Source organism: Paenibacillus sp. FSL H3-0469 (assembly GCF_038051945.1).
Taxonomy (GTDB): domain Bacteria; phylum Bacillota; class Bacilli; order Paenibacillales; family Paenibacillaceae; genus Paenibacillus_AQ.
Genome location: NZ_CP150302.1, coordinates 2,688,409 through 2,702,594, shown reverse-complemented (window position 1 = coordinate 2,702,594; position 14,186 = coordinate 2,688,409). Strand labels below are relative to the sequence as shown.

General features: G+C 52.8%; 9 protein-coding genes. 8 read left to right on the top strand and 1 reads right to left on the bottom strand.

The genetic code is table 11. The features are described from left to right. The first annotated feature begins 83 nt into the window (after positions 1 to 83). The 4 genes from NSS83_RS11695 to NSS83_RS11680 all read left to right on the top strand — a co-directional run bounded on the left by NSS83_RS11695 (position 84) and on the right by NSS83_RS11680 (position 8,007). Positions 84 to 374 (top strand): CD3324 family protein, encoded by a 291-nt coding sequence (locus tag NSS83_RS11695; protein ID WP_036690524.1) that lies wholly within the window; start codon positions 84 to 86, stop codon positions 372 to 374. 178 nt (positions 375 to 552) lie between these two features. Then, positions 553 to 1,857: a replication-associated recombination protein A gene (locus tag NSS83_RS11690; RefSeq protein ID WP_341184345.1), complete on the top strand. Its 1,305-nt coding sequence runs from the start codon at positions 553 to 555 to the stop codon at positions 1,855 to 1,857. 495 nt (positions 1,858 to 2,352) lie between these two features. After that, complete coding sequence (locus NSS83_RS11685; RefSeq protein ID WP_341348293.1) at positions 2,353 to 5,088, top strand: glycoside hydrolase family 9 protein; 2,736 nt, start codon at positions 2,353 to 2,355, stop codon at positions 5,086 to 5,088. Between the two features lie 36 nt (positions 5,089 to 5,124). Further along, positions 5,125 to 8,007 (top strand): glycoside hydrolase family 48 protein, encoded by a 2,883-nt coding sequence (locus tag NSS83_RS11680; protein ID WP_341348723.1) that lies wholly within the window; start codon positions 5,125 to 5,127, stop codon positions 8,005 to 8,007. A 371-nt stretch (positions 8,008 to 8,378) separates the two neighbouring features. On the opposite strand, the gene mnmA is transcribed toward NSS83_RS11680, so the two are convergent. Continuing rightward, on the bottom strand, positions 8,379 to 9,500 hold the full coding sequence (gene mnmA / locus NSS83_RS11675) for a tRNA 2-thiouridine(34) synthase MnmA (protein WP_341184347.1): 1,122 nt from the start codon (positions 9,498 to 9,500) through the stop codon (positions 8,379 to 8,381). Positions 9,501 to 9,821: 321 nt separating this feature from the next. On the opposite strand from mnmA, the gene NSS83_RS11670 reads away from it, so the two are divergent. The 4 genes from NSS83_RS11670 (at position 9,822) to NSS83_RS11655 (ending at position 14,157) form a co-directional block, all read left to right on the top strand. After that, complete coding sequence (locus tag NSS83_RS11670) at positions 9,822 to 10,241, top strand: Rrf2 family transcriptional regulator (protein ID WP_173128615.1); 420 nt, start codon at positions 9,822 to 9,824, stop codon at positions 10,239 to 10,241. 588 nt (positions 10,242 to 10,829) lie between these two features. Beyond that, positions 10,830 to 11,507: a response regulator transcription factor gene (locus NSS83_RS11665; protein ID WP_341348292.1), complete on the top strand. Its 678-nt coding sequence runs from the start codon at positions 10,830 to 10,832 to the stop codon at positions 11,505 to 11,507. Next, positions 11,504 to 13,321, top strand: a complete 1,818-nt coding sequence (locus NSS83_RS11660) for a HAMP domain-containing sensor histidine kinase (protein ID WP_341348291.1) — start codon at positions 11,504 to 11,506, stop codon at positions 13,319 to 13,321. The genes NSS83_RS11665 and NSS83_RS11660 overlap by 4 nt, the downstream gene beginning before the upstream one ends. Positions 13,322 to 13,470: 149 nt before the next feature. Further along, positions 13,471 to 14,157, top strand: a complete 687-nt coding sequence (locus NSS83_RS11655) for a GDSL-type esterase/lipase family protein (protein WP_341184350.1) — start codon at positions 13,471 to 13,473, stop codon at positions 14,155 to 14,157. Positions 14,158 to 14,186 lie beyond the last annotated feature (29 nt).

Sequence of the window (14,186 nt, the reverse complement as noted above, 5' to 3'; positions counted from 1 at the left end):
AAAGGAGGCAGGTGGAATGATTATTCTGAACAGCACAGTGATCGGACTGAACGGAACACACCTGTTGAAGGAGGAAATTGAACGTGAGTTACGTCAATGGAAAGGATGTGCTCCCCCCGGGGCTGCTCGAAGAGCTGCAGGGTTACATACAGGGTGAGCTGTTATACATCCCGAAGAAAGCGGAAGAACGGGTAAGATGGGGCGAGAACAGCGGCTCCCGGCAAGAGATTGCTGCCCGCAACGAAGAGATCTTCTGTAGTCACAGCAGCGGCTGCTCGGTGAACGAGCTGCAGAAGAGATATCATTTATCCGAAGAAAGCATCCGCAAGATCATTTCAAAAATGCGGCAAACGCGGCTGGCGATGAACCGCTAGTCTGGAACGTATATGAGTTCTAATTAACGTATATGAGTTCTAATTATAGAACAAAGAGCATGGCTCCCGCCGGTGGCGGCGGGGTCATGCTCTTTTTAACGGCCGGTGCAGGTATGGTATGATAGGAGAAGTGTATGTATTCTATCGAAATCTTAGATGATAGCAAGGAAGTGTAGGAATGGATTTATTCTCGCAGGGTGAAGATCAGGGAAGCGGACGGCTGCTTGCAGACCGGATGCGGCCCGGCAATCTGGATGAATATATCGGACAGGAGCATATTGTAGGCAAGGGCAAGCTGCTCCGCAGAGCGATTGAAGCGGATCAGGTCTCTTCTATCCTGCTCTACGGGCCTCCGGGCTGCGGCAAAACCACTCTGGCCCATATCATATCGCATCACACCCAAGGTGAATTCGTACGGCTGAATGCGGTGGAGGCTTCGGTGAAGGATGTGCGTGAGGTCATTGAACGCGCACAGAGCAATAAGGCGCTGTACGGCTCGAAGACGATTCTGTTCCTGGACGAGGTGCACCGCTTCAACAGCTCCCGCCAGGATGCGCTGCTGCCGGCCGTGGAGAAGGGGACGATTACCTTCATCGGTGCGACAACGGAGAATCCGTTCCATTATGTGAATGGAGCCCTGATGAGCCGCTCGACCTTATTCCAGCTGGAGTCCCTGACCAGCGAACATAGCCTGATTGCGATGAAGCGGGCGCTTGCTGACGATCAGCGGGGGCTCGGCTTCATGGACCTGAAGGCTGATGAAGACGCGCTGCTGCATATCGCCGCCATGGCGAACGGCGATATCCGCCGGGCCTTGAATGCTCTGGAGCTGGCGGCGATGACTACGGCGCCGGAGCGTGACGGCAGCGTGCATATTACGCTTGCGGTGGCGGAGGAGTCGATCCGCCGCCCGATTGTCAAAGCGGACGAGTCGACGCAGTACGATGTGCTATCCGCTTTTCACAAAAGCATCCGCGGCTCCAGTGACGCCGCCCTGTTCTGGTTCCTCTACGCGGTGGAGAAGCTGGGAATGGACCCGATGACCTTCATCCGCCGCCTGATCGCAGCCAGCAGTGAGGATATTGGCCTGGCGAACCCGCAGGCGATGGTCCAGGCGGTCAGTGCGCTGGATGCCTACCGTAATAACGGCTGGCCGGAGGCGAAGCTGAATATTGCGCAGGCGATTCTGTTCGCCGTAGAGAGCCCCAAATCAGACGGGGTAGTGACCGCTATCGCGAACGTCATGAACAGTCTGGAGGATCTGAAGTCGGCCGAGGTGCCGCTGCATTTGCGGGATACGCACTATAAAGGCGCGGCCCAATTGGGCCATGAGGGCTACCAGTACCCGCATAATTTTCCTGGCCATTATGTGAAGCAGGACTATTTGCCGAAGGCAATCGCCCGCAAGGTCTTCTATCAGGCCACCGAGCAGGGCAACGAGGCCAAGATCCGCCATAACCAGCAGCTGCGGCGCGGGCAGTAGGGCTTCGGTGAGAGCCCGCTCCGTCTGCTCCAGCCAACTACACATTTTACAAACAGAGAGCAGCCATTCTCCCTAACCGGAGGAGGCTGCTCTTTTTGACGTTGTAGGCTTCTGAGTAAATGGCGGGCTTGCTCGTTTGGGCTGCGTTTGCTGAATGTTCAGCCCTATATTTAGTTGTATGGAGACTCCGTTAGGCGGCGTCAACTGTGCATTCCACCACCAATGGCTGACGCTGGAACGGTAAATATGATGAAAATGGAAATAATTTGACAAAAAACCGGTATCCTCAGAAAAATATAATGTAAATATATAGAATTAATTTACTGTATGTGGTATATGTGTAGGTAGGGGTATTTTACCTTAATTTGTAAGATGGAGGTGGTATATGGAACGTGCCTAAATATGATGTCTAATTATGGACACTGGGGAGGTATTTGTGCGTGTCAGAGTCTTGACGGACTGAAAAAGCAAGAAAACGAAGGGAGATGAGCAAGAATGAGTCAAAGTAAACGGAAGACCGGCTGTATCGCTTCACTAAGCCTGATGTTGGCCTTCACCATTGGTTCAGGGACGGCTGTCCGCCCGTCTGTCGCCGAAGCGGCAAGCGCCGGATTTAATTATGCAGAGGCACTGCAGAAATCGATCTATTTCTACGAGGCCCAGCGTTCGGGTGAGCTGCCGGCGGATAACCGCGTGGAATGGAGAGGCGACTCGGGGCTGCAGGATGGTGCCGATGTCGGCCATGACCTGACGGGAGGCTGGTACGACGCAGGGGATCATGTCAAATTCGGTTTTCCGATGGCGTATACTGCGACCATGCTGGCATGGTCGGTCTATGAATACAAGGATGGTTACGTGCAGTCCGGGCAGCTTGATGAGATTCTGGACAATATCCGCTGGGCTACAGACTATTTTGTGAAAGCGCATACTGCGCCGAATGAGCTGTGGGGACAGGTAGGTAACGGCACGGCGGACCATAACTGGTGGGGACCGGCGGAGGTCATGCCTATGGCGCGCCCGGCCTACAAAATTGATGCTGCACATCCCGGCTCGGATCTGGCTGGTGAGACTGCCGCCGCCCTTGCCTCGGCTTCCATTATTTTCAGGGATTCAGATCCCGTTTATGCGGACAAGCTCCTGCTGCATGCCAAGCAATTATACAATTTTGCCGATACGTACCGGGGGGCTTACTCCGATACCATCACTGACGCCAAGCAGTATTACAATTCATGGAGCAGCTATGCCGATGAATTAAGCTGGGGCGGTGTCTGGCTATACCTGGCGACCGGTGAGCAGGCCTATCTGGACAAGGCGGTTGCCGCCAGTGATCTGTGGGGCACCAACCAGGCCGGTGACTGGGGCTACCAATGGACCCAATCCTGGGATGACAAGCATTATGGGGCACAACTGCTGTTGTCCCGCATCACTGAGGACCCCAAGTTCATCCAGTCCACGGAACGTAATATGCAGTTTTGGACGACTGGAGTTAACGGCACCTCTGACCGGGTAACGTATACTCCAGGCGGGCTGGCCCATCTGGATCAATGGGGGGCGCTGCGGTATGCAGCCAACCATGCTTTCCTTGCTTTTGTCTATGCAGACTGGGTTACTGATCCGGTGAAAAAGAATACCGCCCAAGCCTTCGCAGAGCGCCAGATTAACTATATGCTGGGCGACAATCCGCGAAATAGCAGCTATGTCATCGGCTTCGGCGCGAATGCACCTGAGCATCCTCACCACCGCACCTCACACGGCTCCTGGAGCGACAGCCAGACTACTCCGGCCAACCACCGGCATGTGCTCTACGGCGCACTTGTTGGCGGACCCTCCAAGACCGATGCTTACACCGATGCGATCAGCGATTATGTCTCGAATGAAGTTGCAACCGATTACAATTCGGCCTTTACCGGCTCTCTGGCCCGGATGATGATGCTTCACGGACAGGGGCAGAGCCCGCTTGCGAACTTCCCGCCGGCCGAAACGCGTGAGGATGAGATGTTCACGGAGACTTCCGTGAATGCCAGCGGCAGCAATTTTGTGGAGATCCGCGCGGTCCTCAATAACCGTTCCGCATGGCCTGCCCGCTCGAGCAGCCAGCTGTCCTTCAACTATTATCTGGACATCAGCGAGGCTGTTGCTGCGGGATATGGTCCCGGCGATATCACGGTTAAGGCCGGAGGCTATAACCAGGGAGCCACTGTCTCGCAGCTGCTGCCTTACGATGAAGCGAACCATATCTACTACACCAAAGTAGATTTCTCCGGCACCCCGATCTATCCGGGAGGACAGTCTGCTTACCGCAAGGAGGTTCAGTTCCGCATTGCCGGACCGCTGAACACCACCTTCTGGGACAACAGCAATGACTTCTCCTTCAAGGGAGTGGCTGCGAATGCTTCAGCGGCAACGAAGAACCCTTATATCCCGGTATACGATGCAGGTGTCAAAGTGTACGGGGAGCTGCCTTCCGGCGGCGGAACGCCAGGTGAACCGCAGGTTCCGGGACGTCCGTCGGGCCTCCAGGCTGAGCCCGGCAACGCCAGCGTAGCCTTGAGCTGGAATGCAGTCAGCGGTGCAACGTCGTATACCGTCAAACGCTCTCTGGTGAGCGGCGGACCGTACACTACAGTGGGTACATCTACTTCAGCAGTCTACAGCGACAGCGGACTAACGAACGGAGTGGACTATTATTATGTGGTAACCGCTTCAAACAGCGTAGGGGAGAGTACAGCGTCTGTACAGGTGAGCGCCAAGCCGCGCGAGATTACAGTGCCTGCCGGCGCTCTGCGTGTGCAGTACCGCACCAATGATACCAGTCCCGGGGATTCGCAGATCCGCAGCCAGTTCCGGATTATCAATACAGGAACCGAGGCCATTCCGCTCAGCGGTCTGAAGCTGCGTTACTATTATACTGTTGACGGGGACAAGCCGCAGGAATTCCACTGTGATTACGCCCAGGTCGGCAGCGGCAACGTGAGCGGAACCTTCGGGAAGCTGAGTGCGCCTACGGCACTGGCTGATTCGTATTTGGAGATTTCTTTTGCGGCAGGAGCAGGAAGCCTGGCGCCAGGGGCAGACAGCGGGGAAATTCAAGTGCGCTTCAACAAGTCCGATTGGACGGCCTACAATGAGAGCAATGACTATTCCTATGGCGGTACCCAGCAGACCTTCGCGGATTGGAACAAAGTCACCCTGTACCGTGGAGGAACACTTGTCTGGGGCCTCGAACCCTAAACCATACCAGAGAGGAAGTATGCCGAAATGATGAAGATGAAGCTACGTTCATTCAAGAAACCGGCCTCCATAGTCATGACTGCTGTTCTGACCCTTTCCCTCACCAGCGGAATCTTAAACTTCAGCCCGGGAACCGCCAAGGCGGCATCGGTGGAGAAGACCCGATTCCTGCAATTGTATGACCAGCTGAAGGACCCGGCCAGCGGGTATTTCTCGGCTGAAGGTATCCCGTATCATGCGGTAGAGACCCTGCTCAGCGAGGCGCCCAACTATGGGCATATGACTACCTCCGAAGCCTATAGCTACTGGATGTGGCTTGAAGTGCTGTACGGCCATAACACCGGGGACTGGAGCAAGCTCGAATCCGCCTGGGACAACATGGAGAAATACATCATTCCGATTAATGAAGGCGACGGTGTGCAGGAGCAGCCGACGATGAGCAGCTACAACCCGAACAGCCCGGCCACCTACGCCTCGGAGCTTCCTCAGCCGGATCAGTATCCAAGCGCACTGAACGGCAAGTACACGCCGGGTAAGGACCCGCTCGATGCAGAGCTGAAGGCCACCTACGGCAATAACCAGACTTATCTGATGCACTGGCTGGTGGATGTGGACAACTGGTATGGGTTCGGCAACCTGCTGAATCCTAATCATACCGCCAGCTATGTGAACACCTTCCAGCGAGGCGTGCAGGAATCGGTGTGGGAGGCGGTCTCCCATCCTTCACAGGATAACAAGACCTTCGGCAAGCCGAATGAAGGCTTCATGAGCCTGTTCACCAAGGAAAATAGTGCGCCTTCCGCGCAGTGGCGTTACACGAATGCTACGGACGCCGATGCACGCGCTGTGCAGGCTATGTACTGGGCCAAGGATCTCGGTTATACCAATACGGTCTATCTGAACAAAGCCAAGAAAATGGGCGACTTCCTCCGTTACGGTATGTATGATAAGTACTTCCAGAAGGTCGGCAGTGCGGCTAACGGTTCGCCTCAGCCGGGAACCGGCAAGGATTCCAACCAGTACCTGATGGCCTGGTATACCTCCTGGGGCGGCGGTCTGGGCAGCGGCGGAGACTGGGCCTGGAGAATCGGTGCGAGCCATGCGCACCAAGGGTACCAGAATGTGGTTGCAGCCTATGCGCTGTCCACAGCAACCGCAGGGCTGGTTCCATCCTCCGCAACAGCCGGAACGGATTGGAGCAAATCGCTGACCCGCCAATTGGAATTCTACAACTGGCTGCAATCCTCTGAAGGAGCGATTGCAGGCGGTGCCACCAATAGCTATGGCGGTTCGTACAGCGCTTATCCTGCCGGAGCCAGCACGTTCTACGGCATGCTCTACGATGAGGCGCCTGTCTATCAGGACCCGCCATCCAACAACTGGTTCGGGATGCAGTCCTGGAGTATGGAACGCGTAGCAGAGCTGTATTATATCCTGGCTTCCAGCGGGGATACCACCTCGGATAATTTCAAAATGGCCAAACGGGTCATCGAGAATTGGATAGACTGGTCTTCAGATTATGCTTTTGTAGGCAGCCGTCCTGTATCGGATACCGCCGGCTATTATCTGGATCAGCAGGGCAACCGGATTCTGGGCGGAGCCAACCCGCAGGTGGCTACCGTGTCTGCACCGGGCGAATTCTGGATTCCGGGCAATGTGGAATGGCACGGCCAGCCGGATACCTGGAACGGCTTCAGCACTTTTAACGGCAACAGCAGCCTGAAGGCAGTAACGAAAGACCCGGGGCAGGATACCGGCGTGCTGGGCAGCTATATCAAAGCCCTCACGTTCTTCGCCGCAGGGAACAAAGCAGAGCACGGCAACTACACTGCGCTCGGCGGAACCGCTTCGCAGCTGGCTAAGTCCATGCTGGATACCGCCTGGGGCTACAATGACGGACTTGGAATCACCACTCTGGAGAAGCGTGCCGATTATTTCCGGTTCTTCACCAAAGAGGTCTATTTCCCGGCAGGCTGGAGCGGTACCTTCGGCCAGGGCAATACCATTCCGGGGAACGCGACAGTTCCATCTGACCCGGCTAAGGGCGGCAATGGAGTGTATGCGAGCTACACCGATATTCTCCCGGATATCAAAAATGATCCCAAGTGGAGTTATCTCGAAGACAAATACAACACTTCCTACAATAAAACCACCAAAACCTGGGACAATGGCGCACCTGAGTTCACCTATCACCGCTTCTGGTCACAGGTGGATATGGCTACGGCCTATGCCGAGTATGACCGGCTGATTAATAACGGCAGCGGCCCTATGCCGACAGCTACCCCTACAACCACGCCAACGGCTACTCCGACAGCAACACCAACCGCTACACCGACAACAGTGCCAACAGCTACACCGACAGTAGTTCCGACAGCTACACCGACAGTAGCGCCAACGGCTACACCGACAACAGCGCCAACCGCTACACCGACAGTCGCACCAACCGCTACGCCTGCCGTAGGGAATTTGGTCGTTCAATACCGTACAACGGATACGAACGCCACAGATCCGCAGTTCCGTCCGCAACTGCGGATTGTCAATAACGGGACCACAGCGGTAGACCTCAGCAAGGTTAAGGTACGGTATTACTACACGATTGACGGCGAGCGGGCACAGCAGTTCAATGTCGATTATGCAGCCCTCGGCGGCAGTAATGTGCTGGGAAGCTTCGTGAAGCTTGATTCAGCAGTTACAGGCGCAGACCATTATCTGGAGATCTCCTTCAGCGCCGGCGCTGGCAGTCTGGCAGCAGGTGCGAATACCGGCGAGATTCAACTGCGCATTAACAAGACCGACTGGAGCAATTACAATGAGGCTGACGATTACTCCTATGATGCAACCAAAACGTCTTTCACAGACTGGAACCGGATGCCGCTGTATCTGAACGGTGTACTGGTCTGGGGCGTTCAGCCGCAATAAGACTGCCGCCCTGTGAGTCAGCCCCGGCGTGACTCTGTATCTTGATTAATCAACGACGAAGAACCTTCAATTCCACGCGCTGTGGTTTGAAGGTTCTTTTTTGAATGTACTAAGAAGCATGTAGACGAAAAACCGATCACATTGGGCTCGGCGAAGGCGCATGAGCCCAATGTAGACGGAAAACCGATCACATTGGGCTCAGCGAAGGCGCGTGAGCCAAATGTAGACGGAAAACCGATCACAATGTGCCGGGCGAAGGCGCGTGGGCCAAATGTAAACGGAAAACCGATCACATTAGATTGAGCACCACGCCACTGTTCACCCATTAGGAAGTTTTTCTTTATTAGGGTAGCTCTCTGGAATGGACGCAATCAGACCTGCGCCAGCGGCACAACCTTATCGGCCGTCTCAATCGTTCCGCCGCCGAGGCAGGTGTCGCCCAGATAGAACACGACGGCTTGTCCGGGCGTAATCGCCTTTTGCTGAACGTCAAAGGCCACATGCACCGTACCGTCCGGCTGCTTCGTCAGGGTAACGCCCTGATCCGGCTGCCGGTAGCGGAACTTGGCCGTACATTTGAGCGGCTCATCGCCAAGGGTGTCCGGATCAATCCAGTTAACACCGGAGGCGATGAGGCTGGTTGAGTATAGACTGACATGCTTCTCGCCCTGCACCACATAGAGGGTATTAGTCGTCAGATCCTTCTCGGCTACGAACCAGGGTTCGCCTGTACCGGAGCCACCGATACCAAGGCCCTGGCGCTGGCCCAGCGTGTAGTACATGAGGCCGTCATGGCGGCCCTTCACTTCGCCGGTAGCGACATCGACCATATTGCCTGACTGCGCTGGCAGGTACTGGCTTAGGAACTCGCGGAAATTGCGTTCGCCGATGAAACAGACGCCGGTGCTGTCTTTTTTCTTCGCGGTATAGAGTCCGGCTTCTTCGGCAATCCGGCGTACCTCCGGCTTCGGCAGATGTCCGATCGGGAACATGGCCTTCGAGAGCTGGTACTGGTTCAGCGCATTGAGGAAATACGTCTGGTCCTTGTTGTTGTCCACGCCGCGCAGGAGCTTGAACAGTCCGTCTTCTTGCACGACCCGGGCATAATGCCCCGTAGCGACATAATCTGCGCCAAGCTGCAGCGCCTTGTTCAGGAATTCGCCGAACTTGATCTCGCGGTTGCACATCACATCCGGATTCGGGGTCCGGCCAGCCTTATATTCTTCAAGGAAATAGGAAAAGACTTTATCAAAGTATTCCTTCTCGAAATTAACGGTATAGTAAGGAATATCGATCTGCTCGCAGACGCGGCGGACATCCTCGGCATCGGTCTCGGCCGTACATACGCCGAACTCGTCGGTATCATCCCAATTCTTCATGAAGATGCCGATGACGTCATACCCCTGCTGCTTCAGCAGCAGCGCTGTAACAGAGGAATCCACACCGCCCGACATCCCGACGACGACCCGGATATCCTGATTAGCTTTTGTCATCGTGATCACCATTTTCTGTACACAAAATACCGGCGTTCTCACTGAACACCCGGCTCATTGTGTATTATAACATACCTGTCTACCCCAAACGAGGACACCTGGGCTATAAAATATAGCGAAAAACAGTCCGAAATTGACAATTTGTCCACCAGTGGCGAACAAAATCGCGAATTATTACCGTTTGCTGTTCCAAATGTATCTATAGATATGATAACATAAGCTGAGAGCAGACATCGGAATACGTTGATATGACATATCGCATGTCCAGTCACGCTGAATAGCCACAGGCAGAACCAGCAACTATACGAAAGAGGTGCCCCTTTGAAAATATCAACCAAAGGACGTTACGGATTAACCATTATGATGGAGCTTGCCCTGAAATTCGGCGAAGGGCCTACATCACTTAAGAGCATCGCCGAGAAAAACGGACTGTCCGAGCATTACCTGGAGCAGCTCATCGCCCCGCTGCGCAATGCCGGCCTGGTGAAGAGCATCCGGGGAGCCTATGGCGGCTATATTCTGTCCCGCGAGACCAGCACCATTACCGCCGGAGATATCATCCGCGTCCTGGAAGGCCCGATCTCCCCGGTAGACTTCACCGAAGAAGACGACCCGGCCAAGCGCGACCTCTGGCTGCGCATCCGCGACAGCATCGCCGATGTGCTCGACTCCACCACCTTATCCGACCTGATCAACTTCAAGGAAGAGAGCCAGGCGGATAATTATATGTTCTATATTTAACAGGGGACTGAAACCTGTTGATTTCAAAGGGATTGTCTAAAAGGGTTACCCGCAAATTACCCGCATGTGGGCGGTTAGTAATGAGACATGTGGGCGGCGCAGACTGTGCGGTGTAAGATTAGCGGGGAGCCCTGCTTTTTCAAGCACCGCACTCAATCACGAGTCTTCAATTATGGAGGGCTCTTTTTTTGCGTTGAAAAAGCCCAGCTTATTCACTAGGCCTATCCTTCTTCATATGGTAAGCCTTGGCCGCTTCCTTTCGCTCCAACAGATCAGAGTAAATTATAGCGTTTTGTTTGACGAATATAAATTAAATATTGGAATTAGTCTGGTCATCTGATCGGGCTTTTTCGTACTTCAAGAACAAAACATGGGGAGCTTTTTTCATACCGTCCTTTTGATATTAAGGCGCAAGTTCCCGCAGCAAAGTAAATTCCCCATCGTATGGAGTTCTGGACAGCCGTTATCCACTTAATCTCCAATCCATCTGCATATGATCTTTATCTATATAGGGTAACCTTATTGTATACTTTGGTAGTTCTATGAGTTTTGCGTTCCCGGTTGTACAAAAAAGTGTGAGGTTATGATATGTCAAAAACAATATTGATTGTGGAAGATGAAGATATTTTGCGTGAAATCATGAAGGATTATCTGCTGGAAGAGGGGTATCGCGTGATTGAAGCTATCGACGGGAAGCAGGCGATCTCGTTATTTCAGGAGCATGAGGTGGACTTGATTTTGCTGGACATCATGTTGCCGGAATTGGATGGATGGTCCGTGTGCAGGCGAATCCGTAAGACGTCAAATGTGCCGATTATCATACTGACGGCCCGTTCGGATGAGGACGATACGTTGCTGGGGTTCGGACTTGGCGCTGACGACTACGTTACGAAGCCTTACCGCCCGCTCATTCTGTTGGCACGGGCCAAGCGGCTGCTAGAGAGCAGGCATACCAGCGGGCATGACAGCGACACGTTGTCCGGCGGAGGCATTTCAATCCATTTTCCATCCCGGACCGTTACGGTTGACGGCACCAGCTCCGGTCTAACGCATACGGAATTCGAAATATTGGCTTATCTGTTGCAAAACAAAGGGATCATTATCAGCAGAGAGCAACTGATTACGAAAATTTGGGGATATGATTTCGCAGGCGATGATCGCACGGTCAACAGCCATATCCGCAATTTGCGTTCCAAGCTGGGGGAACATGCCAAGCAGATTGTTACGGTTGTGCGTTCAGGATATAAATTTGAGGAAGAGCTATGAAAAAGGGGATTGTTCTAAAACTGTTCCTGTTGACAGCGGGCTTGTGCCTGTTCCTGATCGCCGTTATTTTTATCCTGCAAACCGTATTTTTCAAACAGTTTTATGTTCATCAAAAAATGAAGGACGTTAACGCGGCGGTTCAGGCTTATGAACAGGACTACCTGAATCATGCCTCGAACACGCAGGAGATGGCCAGGCTGGAGCAGGACTTTTTTCAAAAGCATAACACCTGGATCACGGCTTTGGACACCCGCGGAAATGTAAAATATGCCGATGATTTCTTCATGGAAATTAAGCTGGAACCTTCGGAAGAACCGGCGCTTTCCGGTAAAACGATAACCGTACCTTTATACAGTTTTATCAGCGTGGAGGACTTCAGCAGCAATCGAACGTTCCTCACTCCCTGGATTGAAGAAGGGGGAGCGATCGCAATAGAAGGCTTGATCATGAACAACCAGCCAGTGATCCAGCGGATGGGCAGGAACCCTTCCAATCTGAGAGATGAGAGCCGGCTGCAGAATCATCAGATGGTAAGCAAAGAGTACGAGGTCCTCGAACAAACGGACGCGGTCCAATATCGGGAGCAATATTCCACCTTTCTGGTCAAAGGAACGATTACGAAAGTTCGGATACCGGAAGGGGCCGGAGTCTCGCGTTACACCAATCACCTGTTCCTCGAACGCATCAAAGCTTTCCAGGCGGATCTATTGTACGGCGACTTTAAGGAGGGCGCCAACGCAAAACAGATCATAGATGTTGAAGAAAATCACGTGAACTACAAAATTTTCGTGGACCGCACCCAAGATAGCGACGGAAATCCGGCCTACCTGTTCGCGATGACGTCACTGCAGCCTGTAAATGAAGCCGTAGGGATCATCAAAGACTACTACGTGTATATCGTTATTGTGACCTTGCTGCTCGCACTGCTCGCATCGTTCTACTACTCCCGTCAGATTGCCCGGCCGTTGCTGCGCATCAACCGTACCACGCGGCAAATGGCGGACCTCGATTTTTCGGAGAAAATTCCCGTCACAACGAAGGATGAAATCGGAGACTTGTCGGGCAGCATTAATGAGCTTTCTGAGCGCCTGCATTCCCATATCCTCCAGCTTGAACAGGACATCGAGAAGGAAAAGCAGTTGGAGCATACACGGAAAGAATTTATATCCGGCGTATCCCATGAGCTGAAGACTCCGTTAAGCGTCATTCAGAGCTGCCTTGCCATTTTGAATGACGGGGTTGCCAGCCATAAGCGGGATCACTATTTTGCGGCAATGGAAGACGAAGTCGGCCGGATGAATGTGCTGATTGGGGATATGCTGGAATTGGCCAAATATGAATCGGGTACATATAAAATGGACGTCGGTTCGTTCTATATCGATGCAGTCATCAAGCGGGTATATGCCAAATTAACGCCGGATTTTGCAGCCAAGCACTTGCTTCTCCACACTTCGCTTATCCCTGCCCAAGTCGAGGGGAACGAGCGTCGTATAGAGCAGATCCTCGTCAATTTCCTTACCAACGCGATTTCGTATACGACGGAGCAAGAATCTATATTCGTAACCACTTCGGAAGAGAGGGACACCATTCAAATTAGTATCGAAAATAAAGGTGCCTATATCCCGGACGAGCAGCTGGAGAAAATTTGGGACCGTTTCTACCGCGGTGAAACCTCCCGCCACCGGTCAACCGGAGGGACGGGGCTTGGTCTTGCCATCTCCAAGAAAATTCTGGAGATGCACGGTGCGCCTTACGGCGTTAACAATACCTCCGATGGAGTGATGTTTTATTTTCAATTGAATAAAAAAGCGTAGAAATACGGAAAAAAGTGCAGACCCCGGTTCTGCGCTTTTTTTTGTTCTTTTTTGATACAGCATTGATTTGCTCTGCACTTGTTCTGCATCTCTCCCTGTTAATCTTTCTTTCAGAGAACCTAATTCTAAATAAAGAGAGGACAATATTCATGTTTAAAAAAATCATCTTAACGCTAGTTATAGGCAGTACCGCACTCACCTTGGCAGCATGCGGGAGTGGGCAAAATCCGCAAAACGTGACGTCTCAGCCACAGGTCAATGAAACAGCCCCCCCGGAGCAGCCAAACTCTATTTCCTATAAAACAATATTTAAGAACAGCGTATTTCTGGGAGATTCGATTACAGAGGCACTGTCTTACCATGACATTCTGGACGATGTCAATGTAGTGGCAGGTGCCGGAAAGACGGTTGAGCTGGCTCTTATCCGTGGAGATGTTGATAAGCTGACAGAGCGGAATCCGCAACATGTATTTATTATGCTGGGATCCGACGATATTCTATTGCCGCCGCAAATTACCGATAACCCTAAGCAGTATTCACTGAAGTTCTACGACCAATTGATCGACAGCATCAAGGAGAAGCTTCCGCAGGCATCCATAACGATTTTACCGGTTACGCCGGTTACACCGGAAGCGGAGAAAGTGGAACCACGCTACAAAAATATCGACGATTACAACCAGGGATTAAAAGAACTGGCGGGCAAAAAGCAGGCCGGATTTGCCGATTTATCCTCCATATTTGCGGACAGCACAACTTTTTATAGTTCGGACGGCATTCATTTTAAACCGGAATTTTATACACGTATGCTCGATTTGCTGAAAGACCGGGTGAAATAACATGCAGCCAGGTGAAGGTCTGGAGGTGA

What these genes read in the sequence shown, in the direction of transcription:
- NSS83_RS11690 (WP_341184345.1), top strand. Translation starts at nt 553, where the DNA reads ATGGATTTATTCTCGCAGGGTGAAGATCAGGGAAGCGGACGGCTGCTT.
- NSS83_RS11685 (WP_341348293.1), top strand. Translation starts at nt 2,353, where the DNA reads ATGAGTCAAAGTAAACGGAAGACCGGCTGTATCGCTTCACTAAGCCTG.
- NSS83_RS11680 (WP_341348723.1), top strand. Translation starts at nt 5,125, where the DNA reads ATGAAGCTACGTTCATTCAAGAAACCGGCCTCCATAGTCATGACTGCT.
- mnmA (WP_341184347.1), bottom strand. Translation starts at nt 9,500, where the DNA reads ATGACAAAAGCTAATCAGGATATCCGGGTCGTCGTCGGGATGTCGGGC.
- NSS83_RS11665 (WP_341348292.1), top strand. Translation starts at nt 10,830, where the DNA reads ATGTCAAAAACAATATTGATTGTGGAAGATGAAGATATTTTGCGTGAA.
- NSS83_RS11660 (WP_341348291.1), top strand. Translation starts at nt 11,504, where the DNA reads ATGAAAAAGGGGATTGTTCTAAAACTGTTCCTGTTGACAGCGGGCTTG.
- NSS83_RS11655 (WP_341184350.1), top strand. Translation starts at nt 13,471, where the DNA reads ATGTTTAAAAAAATCATCTTAACGCTAGTTATAGGCAGTACCGCACTC.